Source organism: Undibacterium sp. Ji50W (assembly GCF_049340445.1).
GTDB lineage: Bacteria > Pseudomonadota > Gammaproteobacteria > Burkholderiales > Burkholderiaceae_D > Undibacterium.
Map to the genome: position 1 here is coordinate 38473 of NZ_JBMPOX010000029.1, position 14745 is coordinate 53217.

Genomic DNA, 14745 nt, shown 5'->3' on the forward strand with positions numbered 1-14745 from the left:
TCAGGCTGCGCTTGCGCTTGCCGGGTTTGCCGGGCCTGGACTGGTTGCGGTAGTGGCAGTAGTTGCAGCAGTAGCGGCGCCAGCATTCTGGCCTGACAAACGCTTCAGCCTTTCCAGCGTGGTTTCACCGGTATTGTCGCCCTGGGCTACCGATTTACGGATAGCGTTAATCTCGGCAGCCTGATCCATCGGCTTTTGTGTAATGTCGGCGACGATGCGCAAGCCTGCCGCTTCGTTGCTGACATTCTGGGCGCGCCGGGTCAGTGCATTCAAGGCGGTCGAATGACTTTGCATGCCGGACAGATTGCTCAACTGTTCCTGTCTTTCCACGCGCAATTGCTGCAGGTCTTTCTGGGCTTTTGCCGATGCCAGGTTTTGCAGGGCTTTTTTGGCCGCTGCATCAAATTCAGCCAGTTGGTTGGAAAAGGCATCAACGATTTTCTGCAGTTCGTTCATGTATTCCTGGGCATCGGCTTCTTCCTGGATTTCCAGCGGCAGGCGGGCCTTGTTGGCTTCCAGTTCATCGCAAAACAGGCTCACCGTTGCCTCAGAAATTTTACCCGCAGCCAGACGATCTGCCAGTGTTGCCGAGGCTTTTTCGTCGTTGGCGATCAAGTCACGCAGACGCACGACATCGGCATGTTCCTTGTCGAAAGAAGCACGGGCTGCTGCCAGCTTTTGCGCCGTTTCACGCAGGGTGGCTGCCAGCCGGTCACGATCGGCTTCGGTTGCTGTTTCCGGATCAAAATTGGCGATGGCTTCCGATACTTTATCGCCTAAAGCACCAAAGTGTTTGGAAATCAGACGTGCGGTCAGGCCCCAGCCATTCAAGTTACTCATGTTACTTCCTTTCGGTGTGTGATGCGGTCAGTGTTGTGCTTCAGGTGTTGCGCTTCAGTGTTGTACTTCGGGTGTTGTGCTGCATTAAAACGGTCCTATTGCACCAGTAGCCTTTCCGCTTCCAGCGGCAAGGCAATCATGAAATCAACGTGGATGCTGCGCTGCGTAGTGTCACCATCCTTGCTGTGCAAAATCTCTGTGCTGATCAGCAATAATTCTATCTGCCCGCCCTCTGCTGCCAGGCTGCGGCGATACGGCATGAAAACCACTTCCTGTTGCAGGCCATGCTGGCCACCAGCATCATCGATACGGGTTTCCACACCTTTGACGGGTGCCACAAAATCCAGCCCCGGGTCACCGATATCGCGCTCATACAGCAAGCTGTCAGCATCGGCAAACGCGGCATCCAGGCTGGCTTCGTCCCACCCTATGTCGGTCAGTTGCTGGCGCCACAGGCTGTAACTGCGGTCACCCAGGCCCACCCCGTTTTCGCCGAGAAAAGCTTGCTGGTCTTCCACTGTTTCCGGTATCACGCGGGTCAGGTGGCTGCAATACAAAAGCTCTTGCAGTTGATCGTCGGCATCGCAATACAATTGCAGATATTTTTCGCCTCCTTCTGCATCGGCATTCAGGTAATAACGATACATCTTGCCGGCGATCGGCAACTGCACACGGCTGATGGCCACGATGCGGGTTTCAGCTTCATCCGGCATGACGATCAGCGAACCCTGGCTGATAGCGCGTATCAATGGCGTCTTCTGCACATTCACCACGCTGCCTATGCGCGCACCCAATGGCAGGGCGGCATCCTGGCGACCACTTTCTGCATGCCTGTCTTGCGGGCTGTGCTGGTCGGCATCCTGCTTGCCGAGAATTTTTCCTACGTATTGGTATGCATCTTTCCAGGCCATGATATTAATTTCCTCCCAAACTGTAATTTGCTGCGGATGCTTGCTTGCGAACTGGTTTGACGACTCGCCAGATTTTGTAAATGAGCCAGCCCAGGCCACCCAGGATCAGGCTCCATGCCGCCAGGCGCAGCAGTTTCCAGCCGCCGCCTTCCTCCTGTATCGCACTGACGCGCTGGGCACTCTGGGCATTCAGCGCCGGCAGGCTGGCGCTAGCGTTATCGCCGACTGTGCTGCTTTGACCAGCAATCGGTTCCAATTGGCCGGAACGCGGTCCAGCAGATTCGGCAGCCGCCGGATGGCTGATCATGCTGCCCAGCATGAAACCCATGAAAGCACCTGCCATACCGCCACCCATACCACTGCGTTGCACGATGATGGGCGCAGGCGCAGGGCTGCTTACGATCACCGGTGTCGTCGGTACTGGTGTCACAGGCCGGTTCATGTTGGCCGCATTGCCATAGGCAAAACCGTTGTTGGTCGCGTTGTTACCAGCATTACTGCCAAAACTATTGTTGTTATTGCTGCCAGCGTTGTTACCATTACTGTTACCGGCATTCAGCGGCGGCGGTGATGCTGGCATAGTTGCCTGTTTGCGCGCATCCATGCTTTTCAGGGCGTTCGCCTGGGCCTGGTCTTTTTGCAGGTCACGGTTCAGTGCCGAATCAGAATTCCTGCTGCTTGCCGGCTTACTCGTATTAAAACTGCCAAACGAGGTAGTCGATGATTTCGACGGCACCGGCTTGCTGACATTTCTTTGCGAAGAGAAACCACCCTTGAAACCCGTAGACGAACCACCGGAACGTCCAGCTGCATTGACCGTATTGGCGATCAGGGGCAGAATCAGTGCCATCGTGATGATTAATTTGTGATAAAAATTGTTCATGGTCCTGGTCTATAGAAAAAAGATTAAGCTCTCTGTACAATCCTTCATCGCTTGATGGAAGTCATCATAGTGAGCAAAATTACAAAGTTCATCGGTAATAAATTAGGGAATTCACCATGACACGGAAATATTCGGATATGAACCAGCACGACGCCCTGTACAAAATAGCGCGCGCATATCCTGGCGGTCTGGAAGCGCTGGCAAGCCGCATGGGCGTGTCGGTGAATGTCTTGCGCAACAAACTGGCACCGGGCATAGAGTCACATTACCCATCGTTTGAAGAACTTTCCGTGATCGTCGAGCATTGCCACCGGGCCGGTGTCAAGGATGCCCACCTGCCGCTGCATGCCTTGCTCAGCCGGCATGGCATGGCTGCCTTTGCCATTCCAGAACCGGATCAGGTCAGTGAAGATGATTTGTCGCAGACCGTATGCCGCGTCATGAGTCGTGTTGGCGATGTGGCCGAAGCGGTATCAACTGCCCTGCTGGACGGCGTGATCACCGATGCCGAAGCCGACTTGATAGAAAGAGAATTCCAGAGTGCGCTAACCGTGCTGGGTGAATGGCGTGCACGCATTCGTGCCCATCACCGCCAAAGAGACTAGGGCGTGTTGACCTAGACATCATGTATTTGACCTGCAGGCAAGCAGGTCCGCGCAGAACGTGTTTGCTCTTTGATATGGCAATTTATGCTACCTAAGCAAACATTTAACAAGTCGCCAATTTTGCCCAGCAGCATTTTCTCTGCTGCTTTACAATGGGGGTCTGCGTCAATCCCAAACTGCCACCATCATGTCCACTGAACCAACGAGCCAGCGGCCCTCATCCCTTACGGATTTGTATATCTCATTTACTCTGCTGGCATTGCAAGGATTTGGCGGTGTACTCGCCATCGTGCAGCGTGAACTGGTGGAACGCAAACGCTGGCTGACTGCAGAAGAATTTGTCGAAGACTGGGCCGTGGCGCAGATATTGCCGGGGCCGAACGTCGTTAATCTTTCGATGATGATAGGCCATCGTCACTTTGGTTTGCCGGGTGCCATGACGGCACTGGCTGGCATGCTGTCCATCCCGTTGCTGCTGGTACTAGTACTGGCGGTGATCTATGCCCAGTTTGCCCAATACCCGAGCGTAGTCGGTGCCTTGCGCGGCATGAGTGCCGTCACTGCCGGCCTGATCATCGCCACCGCATTAAAACTGATACCGGCATTAAACAGTAACCCCATGGGCAGAAACATCGCGCTGGCTTTCAGTGCGGTCTGCTTTGTCGGCATCGCCCTGTTCCGCCTGCCACTTGCGTATGTCTTGCTGGTGCTGGGCAGCATCGCCTGTGCCCTGGTTTACCGGAGATTGAAATAATGCCGGATACCGCCCACACCGTCTTACAGATTTCCCTGGACTGGAACGACTGGCTACAGTTATTCATGCACTATATGATGCTGTCGTTGTTATCGATAGGTGGAGCCGTTTCCACGCTGCCGGACATGCATCGCTATCTGGTGGCGCAACAGGGCTGGCTGACGGATGCCCAGTTCAATGCATCGGTATCCATAGCCCAGGCGGCACCGGGCCCGAATGTACTGTTCATCGCCCTGATGGGCTGGAATGTGGGCATGAATGCCGGTGGCATGTGGACCGGTCTGCTGGGTGTGCTGGTCACCATGACCGGCATCCTGTTGCCCAGCACCACGCTGACTTATATGGCGGCCAGCTGGGGCCACGCCAACCGTGAACTGCGCAGCGTGCGCGCATTCAAGTTGGGCATGGCTCCCATCGTCATTGGCCTGTTGCTGGCCACTGGCTGGATCATGGCCGCCTCGCATAACCAGGCGGCACAGGACTGGCCCTTGTGGCTGTTGACACTGACATGCGCCGTGGTGGTCTGGCGCACCCGCCTGCATCTGTTATGGCTGCTGGGTGCGGGTGCCATTCTGGGCTGGTTTGGCCTGATCTGAAGTGGCACTGTGTTGTACTCATTCATCACACAAAACCCAGGTTGCGTGCACTGACATTGTAGTTGACCAGGTTTGGTAACAGCGTCAGCAAATCACTGTCCGATACGCCCAGCCATTTGCCCAGCGTTGCCGCATACTGATCGACGGAAGTCGTCGGCAGCAGGCGGCCCTGGCCCACATCGTCCGGCCCATTGTTTGCCACGATGGGTGCGGTACCATAATAGCGCTGGCCATTCACCGCACCACCCAGCATGAAATGCATGCTGCCCCAGCCATGGTCAGAACCATCATTATTGCCACTCAGGGTGCGGCCAAAATCAGAAGCCGTAAAACTGGTGACCTTGTTGGCCACGCCCAGTTCCTGGGTCGCTGCATAAAAAGAGGACAAGGCGTCGGCCACGCTGCTCAGCAAACCAGGGTGAGTGGATACCAGGCCGTCATGGGTATCGAAGCCACCCATCGATACAAAAAACACCTGGCGTTTTGCACCCAGCGCGCTGTTGCAGGAAATCATGCGCGCCACCATTTTCAATTGCTGGGCCAGATTATTGTTTTCATCAAATGAGGTGGTAATGGCCGGTGCGCCAGCCAGTGCTGATGTCAACACACCATTCGCATCAATGGAACGTTTGCTGACACGTGTATATTCATTTTCAAACAAATGCGTGCGGTTTTGCGTCACCAGGTTTTGCAAGGCTGCGGAACAGGCGGCCGAACCAAACAGCGGTGCCTGCAAGCCACTCAGCGGTACCGAACCATTGGTCGATACCTGATACTGCACCGCCGTCTTGCCCGATAAATACACTGCATTGCCAGACACATTGACACAGGTGAAGGTGGCATTGCCATTCCCGGACTGGAACAGGTCACCCATGCGGCCACCCCAGCCAGAGGTCGCCCCTTCGGGTGCGGATGACTGCCATACCGATTGCTGGTCATTGTGTGAAAACAGCTTGGGTGGCAAGGGCACGGTCTTGTTGCTATATTGCAGTTTGCTGGTGGGCTGTACCAGCGTGCCCACGTTCAGTAACACGCCCATCTTGCCGGCATTGAAAATCGGCAGTAAGGGTGCCAGTTCAGGTGCCAGCGCATACTGGTGGCTGACACCGGCACTATCCAGCGGTACCGCCAGCGGGTTCAATACAGTGCCACCCAGGCTGTCGCGGCTATACGCGAGGGTAGGGCGCAATTGATAATAGGCGTTGTAATTGCTGCTGTCATACGGCACCAGGGTATTGCCATAATCATTGCCGCCATACAGAAAGACGCAGACTATGGCTTTGTAGTCATTGGCATTGGCGGCAGAAGCTTCGGCCATGGCAGCCAGGTTCAATGCCCATGGCGTAGCCACACCGGCTATCGACAAGGCGGAAGCGCGCTGTAAAAAAGCGCGGCGGGATGCATTCATCGTGGTTGGATTTTTCATGATGGATTCCGGTTATTGTTTTGCTTGTGGCTTCATTTAAGAACGATGAATTCCGGTGCCGCTAACACCAGGGTCAATGCCGCATACACGCGCTGCTTGCGCCGGGTATCGGTACCCGCCGGCATGCTGTCAATTGCCGCGCGCAAGCTCAACAAGGTATCGCTGCTCAATTCACCCGACGCCAGCACCAGGTTGATTTCATCCAGCAAGGCACCGGCGGTATCGGCCAATGGCAACAAGCCGCTATAGTCGGCACCCACATCGCTGACGCCGTTGCTGACCGCACGCTGCATGTAATTGACATAGCCAACCACCGAGGATTCATTGGTGATCTGGAATTCTGGTGCCACCAAGGAGGCGGTCGCAATGGCGCTGTTTGGCGGCACATAACCAGGCCGGAAAAAATTGAATACCGAAGGTGAACGCAAAGGGCTTTGTCCCAGCTTGGTCGCCGGGTCCGTGGTGTTACCAATATTCCATATGTCATTGGCGGCCGTCGCCTTATAGGCACGCGCCCACCCCAGGAAGCGCAGCATGGGTTCACGCAGTTTGCCAAACTGCACATCGCTGAGGTTCAGGCTGTTGCGGGCCTCACTGTCCAGCAAGACCGCGCTGACCACTGCTTGCAGATTACCCTTGGTGCCAGTGCCATCGTTATTGAACACCGCCGCCACCCTGGCCACATACGCAGGCGCAGGATTGCTGGTCACCAGCCTTTGTATCAGTTGACGGCTGATGAACGGTGCCACATTCGGATGCGCAAAAATAATATCCAGCGCCGCCTTCAGTGCATCTGCACCACTCAGTCCGGCGGGCACGGTATTTTTCAAAAATGTTGAAGCTCCGGTTTCATGCCGGCTGGCGATTTGCAGCATGGGGCGACGCATGAAATCCGGCGTATCTGCCTTGCCACCAGCCAGGTCAAAATCCCAGCCGGTGAAGATGCGGGCCAGACCGGTAATGTCGTCCAGCGTATAGGTTTCTATGGGCTTGCCATCGTCCAGGCGCGGCATACCGTCGATGTTCAGTTCCAGCAGGCCGATGCTGAACAACTGCATCAATTCACGCGCATAATTTTCATCGGGCAGCGCCCCGGTGACGGGGTTATATTTGGTATTGCCGCGAAAGGTCAGGTATTGCCCCATGGCCGGACTGGTAGACGCCAGTTGCAGCAGATCGCGATAATTACCAAAGCAATTGGTTTCCAGCATATCCAGCCAGGCCGCCGCAGAAAATGCTTTCCAGCCGCCACCGATCAGGCCATCAATCGATATCACGACGATTTCCGACAAGGCCAGTGTGACGCGTTGGCGCAGGGTATCGGGTGAACTGATGAGCTTGCGCCAGGCCGTCGAATCAAAACCCGCCTGGGAATTGCGGTAGGTGGCGTCATTCAGGCCCTTGGATACCAGCCAATCCCAGCGGCTGCCATTACCGGGCAGCTTGAACTGTTCTTCCAGCCAGCCAGCATAACCCAGCGCCTGGACCCGGGCAATCTGTTCGCGACTGGCCCCCAGGCTGGCCTGGGCCAGGAAGCGCGAAGCCTCAGTGGCGGAAATACTGACAGAAGGGGCCGCTGACGGCGCGGGCGCCGGTGGTGCCCCGGCCGCCTGGCCTGTCTGGCCAGCCGCCGCATTCGCAGACGAACTGTCAGCACCACCACCGCAGGCAGCCAGCAAGGCGCTGGATGCCAGGGCGGCAGCGGTCAGGGCCGCATTGGTTTTGCCATCCTGATCATAGTTCATGTCAACAAACCCGTCCTGATCCAGGTTGCGGTCTGTCTTCACACTTGTAAATTGCCCGTCCATGTTTTTGTCCCCGGTTGAAAATCAGGCTGGCTTGCGCAGGCTGATTTGACTGAATTCCTGATTTCTACATTAGAGGAAACCACCGAAAATCCCATTACAGATTTGTAAGCAGTTGTCAGGAGATGTGAGGATTTTGCTTATATTTAAGCAATAAGCATCCGTAAACATGAAACTGGCTGCGGCATTTGTTACACTTTCACTTTCCGTCGTATGGTGGAAACTGGAAATACCCACCATAGACAATCTTTGTTACAGGCGTAAAGCATAGTTTGAGGTATGCTTGCCACCTTGAAATTCCGCATACCGGTTCACTGCCCATGAAGTTGAGTATAGAAGCGCCAGAAGATGAAGTTTCCCTACCGGGTGAAATTCATTTACACATCCGGTTCCGTCCTGCCAGCATGTTCGGCATCTTGCTGGCATTGATCATCCATGCGCTTTTGCTTTATTTCCTGTTGAACATGAGCGTTCTCAAGAAAAAAAAGGGCGAGAATGCAGGTTCAGACAACCCCATTGTCTTGCTGATGGATAAGACGACACTGGCACCCAAACAAGCCACTTCGCAGAACAAGCAGAAGGTGGAACCAAAGCCTGTGCGTACCCCACCAACCAGAAACACCATCACCCAGCCTAAACTGCCACCCGTGGTTGCCGTCACCGAACCCACCATCGTGCAGCCCCCGCCCCCGCAGGTCAATGCGCCGCCAGAAATGGATATGATGGCCATGGTCAACGCCGCCCGTGAACGCCGCCGTGCCGCCGAAACCGCCGCCGCCCAGGAAAACGAAGGTGCCCGTCAGGCAGGCCGTGGCATGTCACCACAAGAAGTGGCCGAAGCCAATGTCCGCCGCAGCATGCAACAAGCCCAGGGCAAGGGCGGCAGCGGCGTGTTTGAACTGATCAGCACCAGCACCCGGATGGCATCTTTCTCTTTCCGCGGCTGGAATACCCGTTCCATTCCGTCTGGTGGCAAACAGTTCTTTGAAGTTGACGCCGGCCTGGGCGGTGACGTCCACCTGGCCGTCGTCCGCCGCATGATAGAAATCATACGCATGGAATACAAGGGCGATTTCAGTTGGGAATCAAGACGCCTGGGCCAGGTCGTCCGCAAATCGGCACGCCTGGAAGACAGTGCTGAGCTGGAAAGCTTCTTGTTGAAGGAGTTTTTTCCTTAAGCAAGGTCGTATGTCAGGGGCTAGTATTTTGCGCTTCCTACAAAATATCCCCCAGGTCTGCCGTCTTCTATTTAGGGTACGGTAATGTGATTTTTTGTTCGCTACAAACAAACTCATAGTGAGTCAACGCATCACGCATTTGTTCGCAAATTTCACCCGGTTCAATATCTAGATCGTCGATACGATTACTACGTAATAACAGCTGCAGATTTTGTAGGCGAATGACTAAACTATGTAAGCTATCCCCCTGAAATACTATGCCGGGATATTTTCTTTCTACAAGCTGCACGACAGCAAAATTTGTCGGTTTGCTCAGCAACGTCACTCTCTCACTCATTTCGCTAACTCCAACAAAAATATAGCAGTTCATTTACATGCTGTATTTGAAAAACAAAGGTCAGCTGACCACCTCATAGGTAGTAATGCTCATCGTCAACGGAAGGTTAAAGAATCTTGCAAAGAATTGCTTTGAAAAAAATCCTACATAGGTGAAAGTTTCGCCTTAAACAAGTTGATATTTTCCGCAGAAATCTGATAGTCCCGGTAAATTAAGTCATTAAACTTCAGTTGATTCGGCCGCACGTCCCCCATCTCTTCAAGATAATACTTAAATTGGTCTACGCTTTGAATTTCGCTATAATTTGAGCACAAAGTTACCAGCACTTGCTTCCTCGCGCCACCATGAATTATCAAAAATCGAGTTATCTGATAAATTGCGATGTCATGCCCTTTTGATAGTTCATACAATTTTCTGTACTCTTCTATCTGCATTCCAAGAAGATATGGCAGCCCGCATAAAAAGAAGGCCTCGAAAACACTAGACGCCAAACGATCAGATAAGTCAGCCAAAAGCACTACTTTGTGTTCTTGCAAAAAGATACTCTGCATTATGCCTTCCAGTTCGGAATACGCTCTTCTTTTTACACTATCAGTTATTTTCCTTGCGAAAAATTCGAGTTCCGTTGCTGTTTGCATCCCCATCATCCAATTAGGTTTGATATAGAAATCCCTGTTTGCCGCGCGAATGTTAGAACTGCCCCAGTTTTAAGCAGGCACGTCTGCCATGTTTTTGTTATTTACGGTAATGCTAAGGGGAAGAACTAAAATTTTGATGCCCCGTATTGAAATCTCTGACTACCAATTCTCACTCCCGCGCCAGCCAGTCACTGCGCAACAAACCATACAGCGCTGTATCCGACACCACACCGTCAATGATCCAGCGTTCGCGCAAGAAACCTTCGCGGATAAAGCCCAGTCTTTCCAGTGACTTGGCTGAATTAAGATTACGCGGGTCTATGTCGGCTTCGACGCGGTTCAGGTTCATTTCATTGAAGCCGTAATTCAGCAGGGCGACCAGGGCTTCATGCATATAGCCCTGCCCCCAGGCGGCGGCATCCATGTCGTAACCAATTTCGGCACGGCGGCAACCCGCATCAAGGTGGAACAGGGTGCAACTGCCGAGGAAGGCCTGGTCAGTCTTGCGTATTAATCCCAGACGCAGGAATTCGCCCTTGGGCATGGCGGCCTGGTCACGCTCGACCATGGCGACGGCCTGGGCAATGTCTGTCCATGGCGCTGTGCTCATGTAAAGCATGACATCCGCATTTGAGCGTATGCGCAGGATGTCAGCAGCATCATCCAGACATAGGGGGCGCAAATGCAGACGTGCAGTGTCGATGGTGACTTGGTCGAAAGCGGGCATGTAAGACTTTCAGGCAAAGAATCGTATACAAATTATAACCGCGCGTGACGGGACAGGGTTACGGTAAAGTCTACGTACTTTGACAGATAGAAAATCCAACCTCCAACGATACAGATCCGGCGTTCCACCTACTCAGATAACAGAAAGCAGGAGTCAGCTCTAACGATATTCTCGCCACATCTATGCCAAGCATTTGGTAGTGAATTCTGGTGGTGTGCGTAGTCTGGCAACAGACTTCAACATTTCATCAATGCCGGTTAGTGGAATGTTATCCGGTAATCGAATTGCATCAGTCTCCATCATCAATATCATAGAAAATGGCACATCCGTAGAGAGCAGCTTGGTCACTATGGATTCGAAATGATATCGTTCGTTTGCAGTTGGTTAGTCTGGTCGCGGCGAGAACAGAAGTATGAACTTTATTTTCCCATCGTTGAAACTGATTAACTTTCGTTCCGCAATCGTTCGGTTCCAACTTCGAATGCGGCCACCCAAAATATCGGGAGCAAAGAATTCAGTCAAAGTGTCTTTGTCTACCGTGAATCGCCCAGCAGAGCAACTCGGGTCACAATCCCCGACATGTGGGGCACGACCACGTTTAGCAAGTTCCAATAGGTCGTCAGTGGCAGTTTCTGTGAAAGCCCAGAAATCAAATGCTTGATCACGGTAACAGCTAATCCAATCGCCATTGGCGTAGTAACGCACGTAGTGAAAACGCACACCATACATGCGCACACCGGCATGCCACTCCTCCCAGTCCCTAGGACCAGAGGCATAAAAACCATCATATAAAACCGTATCTGTCACAATCAACACCTTGTAAAGTGAATCAAAAAGATAGGATTTGAAGGTCGTAAAGCGCAATTCGTGGGGTAGCATTGGCGAGCACGCGACCATCCTGCAAATGTTGCATCCACACATTTTCTACCTTGTGGGCGATTACGCGCCCCTACACTGGCTGATCATATCCGCAGTCATTTTCACTTGCCTATTCCATCTTCCGTGGGTACGCCGCTATTTCAAATTGGATGACTAAGTTTCCTGTCGTGTCCGAAATTATTGGACCACTACATCCCTATATCCACAAAACAGGATTGCAAAACGGGCAGAAGATGGGGAGCAAGCAGTCTCGACTACTCAAGTCATTGCTCTTCGAAATCAAAGTTCATATTCAATCCTTCTTTGGATAAAAATAATAATTGCTTTCCTTTTTTTGAAAAGGCAAAAATTCCTTTATCACTCATCGTTATTTTTATAAGCGAAGAATTTGTGCCTCGAAAAATTGCCAAATGCCACTTTGAATCGCTTTCATCTTTAACGTAGATGTAAATACTTTTCCGAAAAACGCCGTACCCAAAATCAACTGTTATAGCTAGTATTTTCTTTTCAAAACCATCAAATTCGTTTATTTCGGAAAATCCATACTCAGAATTTATTCTATCGACAATGATACTTTTTTCGACGCCAGAAATAATCATATGGTCACCAGCCTTTGCCAAATAAGGACACAAGGCCAATAAAAATAAAGCTTTAATGCATAACGATTTAGCACACATAGTGGAGGGCATGGTTGTGAATTATCAGGGCTACCGTCAGATGAATAAGTTTAAGGCGCCCCCCCAAAGGAGGCTTCCCTGCTTAAACGGAGGTTTCAGATCAATGACACCTGAATGGTGCGATAGGCTTAGTATCCAATAAATTGTCATATCAGCCACTCAAAAGAGGCAGCTTGCTTAAATAGTTCTGTCCTGCCGTATGCCATATATTTTGTCGAAATGCTGCAGAGATTTCATTGTTTCTGCTGATCTGAGCTCTTCGTCTTGTTCACCTGCATTTCAAACTGGCTTACTTTGCCGCAGTACATAAGCCCACCCACGACGCAAGACCTTCAACAACTTCTGCAACCACCCCGTCGGCTCGGTTTGCTGTATCAGCAATTCACTCGCCTCCAGCGCCTGAACTTCTACCCAGCCATGGTGTTGGGCTTGATAAGACATTCCCGCGCTAAGCCGGGTGTCCACTTGCCAGGCCACGCCTTCGAGGAACTGGGGGGCTGCCTGTATCTGCAATTGACCGGATTGCAGATGCAGGCTGCTGCCTGCCACTAGCAAGCAATGCAGACGCTGGCCTGGCCGGATTTTGTGGAGTTGCATGATGGTGCTCCTGGATGATAGCGATGGTTGATGTGCTTTCAGGATAGGTCTTGGCGGTCATGTCGCACAGACACAGAAAAAGCCTATCTGTATCGCATCAGGCAATCGTTTTATAATCTGTTATCGTGCAGATAGGCTTAAACTGTATCTGTGCAGGGCGGCTTAAACATCCCATGATGAGACTATGCAAACCATCCCGCTTTATCGGCAACTGGCCGACCACTACCTGAATGCGATACGTTGCGGTACGCTGAAAGTGGGCGACCGCATGCCGTCGGTGCGCAAGCTGATGCAGGTGCATGGTGTCAGCCTGTCTACCTCATTGCAGTTGTGCCGCCATCTGGAAACCGAAGGCTGGCTGGAGGCGCGTCCGCGTTCCGGCTATTTCGTGCGGCAGCCACGGCGGGTGCGGCTGATACCGGCGCAGGAACCAACGGTGGGCAAACTGATCGACCCGGCGCAGTTTGTCGGCATCCATGAAAGGGTGTCTGAAATCATTTCCCAAGGGCAACGGGCGGTCAAATGCAATCTGGCGCGGGCAACCGGCGGGCCGGCCCTGTACCCGCATCAGCAATTGCGCAGCCTGACTGTCAGTACCCTGCGGCGCTATCCAGAATTGTTGACCAAGCCGATTTCTCCTGGTGGCAACCGTGAACTGAAAGCGGCACTGGCCAAACGCGCTCTGGATTGCGGCATCAGCATTTCTGCGGATGAAGTGGTGATCACCAATGGCTGCATAGAAGCACTGAACCTGGCACTGCGTGCAGTGGCGCAGGCTGGTGATGTCATCGCCGTGGAATCGCCGACCTTTTATGGCTTGTTGCAGGTACTGGAAAGCCTGGGCATGAAGGCGCTGGAAATTCCCACCAGCCCCAGCACCGGGATTTCACTGGAAGCGCTGGAACTGGCGATGCGCACCTATGACAATATCAAGGCGGTGGTGGTGGTGCCGCATTTGCAAAATCCGCTCGGCAGCATCATGCCGGAACAACACAAGCAAAGGCTGGTGGCCCTGTGCGAAGCACAGCAGATTCCCCTGATCGAAGATGATTCGTATAGCGCGCTGGTGGATGGTGACAAGATACCGACCGCACTCAAGCACTGGGACCATAGTGGCAATGTGATTTTTTGCGCGTCGGTACATAAAATCCTGGCACCTGGCCTGCGGGTGGGCTGGATATTGGGCGGGCGCTGGCAAGCCAGGGTCAATATGCTCAAATATGCGCATACCCGCTACAACGAAGAATTGTCGCAGATCGTTGCGGCAAGCTTCATACTGTCATCGGCCTATGACCGTCACCTGCGGAAACTACGTAGCACGCTGGCCCAGCAAAGGGAAAGAACGGCAGAGGCCATCGCCACCTATTTTCCCGAAGGCACGCGCATGAACACGCCTGCCGGTGGGGTATCGATCTGGGTAGAAATGCCGCCCAACACCTCATCCAAGGCAGTATTTGACGCCGCTCTGGAACAAAGCATCCTGGTGTCGCCGGGATTGTTGTATTCGAATTCAAATCGTTTTGATCATTTCCTGCGCATTAACTGCGGCATGCCCTACACCCAGGATCTGGATGACGCCATGCGCACTCTGGGGCGTATCATCCAGCACAAGGCCCATCTCAAACAGCATATTGCGGCCTGATTTACCCCTCGTGTAGTCTCCTGCAGACTCGTCATTCCTGCGGTTGTGTTAGCAGCATCTGCGTACTATGCTGTTACCAGTGCCGTGACAATTTTTTCGGATGCCTCTTTTTCGTGCACCTGGCTGTAGCTGTGGAAAGCCACAATTGTGCGTTAATGCGACATTTTCGATAATGGCGCCATCGACGGAAATTAATTCCGCGTCTTGCCCGCCAAAATCTTTTTCAGAAAAGCGGGATTTAATGACATCC

16 protein-coding genes are annotated in these 14745 nt (G+C 52.8%); 5 read left to right on the plus strand and 11 right to left on the minus strand.

Going from position 1 to position 14745, the window contains the following annotated elements; all coding sequences use genetic code 11:
* The 3 genes from ACO0K9_RS25940 to ACO0K9_RS25950 form a co-directional block, all read right to left on the minus strand.
* Positions 1–840: a hypothetical protein gene (locus tag ACO0K9_RS25940; RefSeq protein ID WP_422989920.1), complete on the minus strand. Its 840-nt coding sequence runs from the start codon at positions 838–840 to the stop codon at positions 1–3.
* Between the two features lie 95 nt (positions 841–935).
* The gene (locus ACO0K9_RS25945; RefSeq protein ID WP_422989922.1) at positions 936–1751 is read right to left on the minus strand and encodes a DUF2491 family protein; all 816 of its coding nucleotides are present in this window, start codon (positions 1749–1751) and stop codon (positions 936–938) included.
* 4 nt (positions 1752–1755) lie between these two features.
* Entirely contained in the window at positions 1756–2634 is an 879-nt protein-coding gene (locus ACO0K9_RS25950; RefSeq protein ID WP_422989924.1) for a hypothetical protein, read from the minus strand.
* 116 nt (positions 2635–2750) lie between these two features.
* On the opposite strand from ACO0K9_RS25950, the gene ACO0K9_RS25955 reads away from it, so the two are divergent.
* The 3 genes from ACO0K9_RS25955 to ACO0K9_RS25965 all read left to right on the plus strand — a co-directional run bounded on the left by ACO0K9_RS25955 (position 2751) and on the right by ACO0K9_RS25965 (position 4589).
* Positions 2751–3239: a phage regulatory CII family protein gene (locus tag ACO0K9_RS25955; RefSeq protein ID WP_422989926.1), complete on the plus strand. Its 489-nt coding sequence runs from the start codon at positions 2751–2753 to the stop codon at positions 3237–3239.
* A 187-nt stretch (positions 3240–3426) separates the two neighbouring features.
* A complete protein-coding gene (locus ACO0K9_RS25960; RefSeq protein WP_422989928.1) occupies positions 3427–3993 on the plus strand; it encodes a chromate transporter in 567 nt (188 codons plus the stop codon).
* Positions 3993–4589 (plus strand): chromate transporter, encoded by a 597-nt coding sequence (locus ACO0K9_RS25965; RefSeq protein WP_422989930.1) that lies wholly within the window; start codon positions 3993–3995, stop codon positions 4587–4589. Before ACO0K9_RS25960 ends, ACO0K9_RS25965 begins: the two co-directional genes overlap by 1 nt.
* Positions 4590–4614: 25 nt before the next feature.
* On the opposite strand, the gene ACO0K9_RS25970 is transcribed toward ACO0K9_RS25965, so the two are convergent.
* A complete protein-coding gene (locus ACO0K9_RS25970) occupies positions 4615–6015 on the minus strand; it encodes a DUF1501 domain-containing protein (protein WP_422989932.1) in 1401 nt (466 codons plus the stop codon).
* A gap of 32 nt (positions 6016–6047) precedes the next feature.
* On the minus strand, positions 6048–7823 hold the full coding sequence (locus tag ACO0K9_RS25975) for a DUF1800 domain-containing protein (RefSeq protein ID WP_422989934.1): 1776 nt from the start codon (positions 7821–7823) through the stop codon (positions 6048–6050).
* Positions 7824–8140: 317 nt separating this feature from the next.
* Here ACO0K9_RS25975 and ACO0K9_RS25980 point away from each other — a divergent pair, with 317 nt between their 5' ends.
* Positions 8141–8998: a hypothetical protein gene (locus ACO0K9_RS25980; protein ID WP_422989936.1), complete on the plus strand. Its 858-nt coding sequence runs from the start codon at positions 8141–8143 to the stop codon at positions 8996–8998.
* A 67-nt stretch (positions 8999–9065) separates the two neighbouring features.
* Here ACO0K9_RS25980 and ACO0K9_RS25985 read toward each other — a convergent pair whose 3' ends face one another.
* From ACO0K9_RS25985 to ACO0K9_RS26010, 6 genes are all read right to left on the minus strand, one after another.
* Positions 9066–9368, minus strand: a complete 303-nt coding sequence (locus ACO0K9_RS25985) for a DUF6959 family protein (protein ID WP_422989938.1) — start codon at positions 9366–9368, stop codon at positions 9066–9068.
* 110 nt (positions 9369–9478) lie between these two features.
* On the minus strand, positions 9479–9973 hold the full coding sequence (locus ACO0K9_RS25990) for a hypothetical protein (RefSeq protein WP_422989940.1): 495 nt from the start codon (positions 9971–9973) through the stop codon (positions 9479–9481).
* Positions 9974–10142: 169 nt separating this feature from the next.
* Complete coding sequence (locus ACO0K9_RS25995) at positions 10143–10700, minus strand: GNAT family N-acetyltransferase (RefSeq protein ID WP_422989942.1); 558 nt, start codon at positions 10698–10700, stop codon at positions 10143–10145.
* A 384-nt stretch (positions 10701–11084) separates the two neighbouring features.
* A complete protein-coding gene (locus tag ACO0K9_RS26000) occupies positions 11085–11579 on the minus strand; it encodes a hypothetical protein (protein ID WP_422989944.1) in 495 nt (164 codons plus the stop codon).
* A gap of 263 nt (positions 11580–11842) precedes the next feature.
* Complete coding sequence (locus tag ACO0K9_RS26005; protein WP_422989946.1) at positions 11843–12268, minus strand: hypothetical protein; 426 nt, start codon at positions 12266–12268, stop codon at positions 11843–11845.
* A 267-nt stretch (positions 12269–12535) separates the two neighbouring features.
* Positions 12536–12853 carry a hypothetical protein gene (locus tag ACO0K9_RS26010; RefSeq protein ID WP_422989948.1) on the minus strand — a complete coding sequence of 106 codons (318 nt, stop codon included), beginning with the start codon at positions 12851–12853 and terminating at the stop codon, positions 12536–12538.
* A gap of 184 nt (positions 12854–13037) precedes the next feature.
* On the opposite strand from ACO0K9_RS26010, the gene ACO0K9_RS26015 reads away from it, so the two are divergent.
* Positions 13038–14495, plus strand: a complete 1458-nt coding sequence (locus tag ACO0K9_RS26015; RefSeq protein WP_422989950.1) for a PLP-dependent aminotransferase family protein — start codon at positions 13038–13040, stop codon at positions 14493–14495.
* Positions 14496–14745: the final 250 nt, after the last annotated feature.

Excerpts from the sequence above, each read along its gene's own strand:
- ACO0K9_RS25965 (WP_422989930.1), top strand. The coding sequence starts at position 3,993 with ATGCCGGATACCGCCCACACCGTCTTACAGATTTCCCTGGACTGGAAC.
- ACO0K9_RS25980 (WP_422989936.1), top strand. The coding sequence starts at position 8,141 with ATGAAGTTGAGTATAGAAGCGCCAGAAGATGAAGTTTCCCTACCGGGT.
- ACO0K9_RS25940 (WP_422989920.1), bottom strand. The coding sequence starts at position 840 with ATGAGTAACTTGAATGGCTGGGGCCTGACCGCACGTCTGATTTCCAAA.
- ACO0K9_RS25960 (WP_422989928.1), top strand. The coding sequence starts at position 3,427 with ATGTCCACTGAACCAACGAGCCAGCGGCCCTCATCCCTTACGGATTTG.
- ACO0K9_RS25995 (WP_422989942.1), bottom strand. The coding sequence starts at position 10,700 with ATGCCCGCTTTCGACCAAGTCACCATCGACACTGCACGTCTGCATTTG.
- ACO0K9_RS25970 (WP_422989932.1), bottom strand. The coding sequence starts at position 6,015 with ATGAAAAATCCAACCACGATGAATGCATCCCGCCGCGCTTTTTTACAG.
- ACO0K9_RS25990 (WP_422989940.1), bottom strand. The coding sequence starts at position 9,973 with ATGCAAACAGCAACGGAACTCGAATTTTTCGCAAGGAAAATAACTGAT.
- ACO0K9_RS25985 (WP_422989938.1), bottom strand. The coding sequence starts at position 9,368 with ATGAACTGCTATATTTTTGTTGGAGTTAGCGAAATGAGTGAGAGAGTG.
- ACO0K9_RS25945 (WP_422989922.1), bottom strand. The coding sequence starts at position 1,751 with ATGGCCTGGAAAGATGCATACCAATACGTAGGAAAAATTCTCGGCAAG.
- ACO0K9_RS25950 (WP_422989924.1), bottom strand. The coding sequence starts at position 2,634 with ATGAACAATTTTTATCACAAATTAATCATCACGATGGCACTGATTCTG.
- ACO0K9_RS26015 (WP_422989950.1), top strand. The coding sequence starts at position 13,038 with ATGCAAACCATCCCGCTTTATCGGCAACTGGCCGACCACTACCTGAAT.
- ACO0K9_RS26005 (WP_422989946.1), bottom strand. The coding sequence starts at position 12,268 with ATGCCCTCCACTATGTGTGCTAAATCGTTATGCATTAAAGCTTTATTT.
- ACO0K9_RS26000 (WP_422989944.1), bottom strand. The coding sequence starts at position 11,579 with ATGCTACCCCACGAATTGCGCTTTACGACCTTCAAATCCTATCTTTTT.
- ACO0K9_RS25955 (WP_422989926.1), top strand. The coding sequence starts at position 2,751 with ATGACACGGAAATATTCGGATATGAACCAGCACGACGCCCTGTACAAA.
- ACO0K9_RS25975 (WP_422989934.1), bottom strand. The coding sequence starts at position 7,823 with ATGGACGGGCAATTTACAAGTGTGAAGACAGACCGCAACCTGGATCAG.
- ACO0K9_RS26010 (WP_422989948.1), bottom strand. The coding sequence starts at position 12,853 with ATGCAACTCCACAAAATCCGGCCAGGCCAGCGTCTGCATTGCTTGCTA.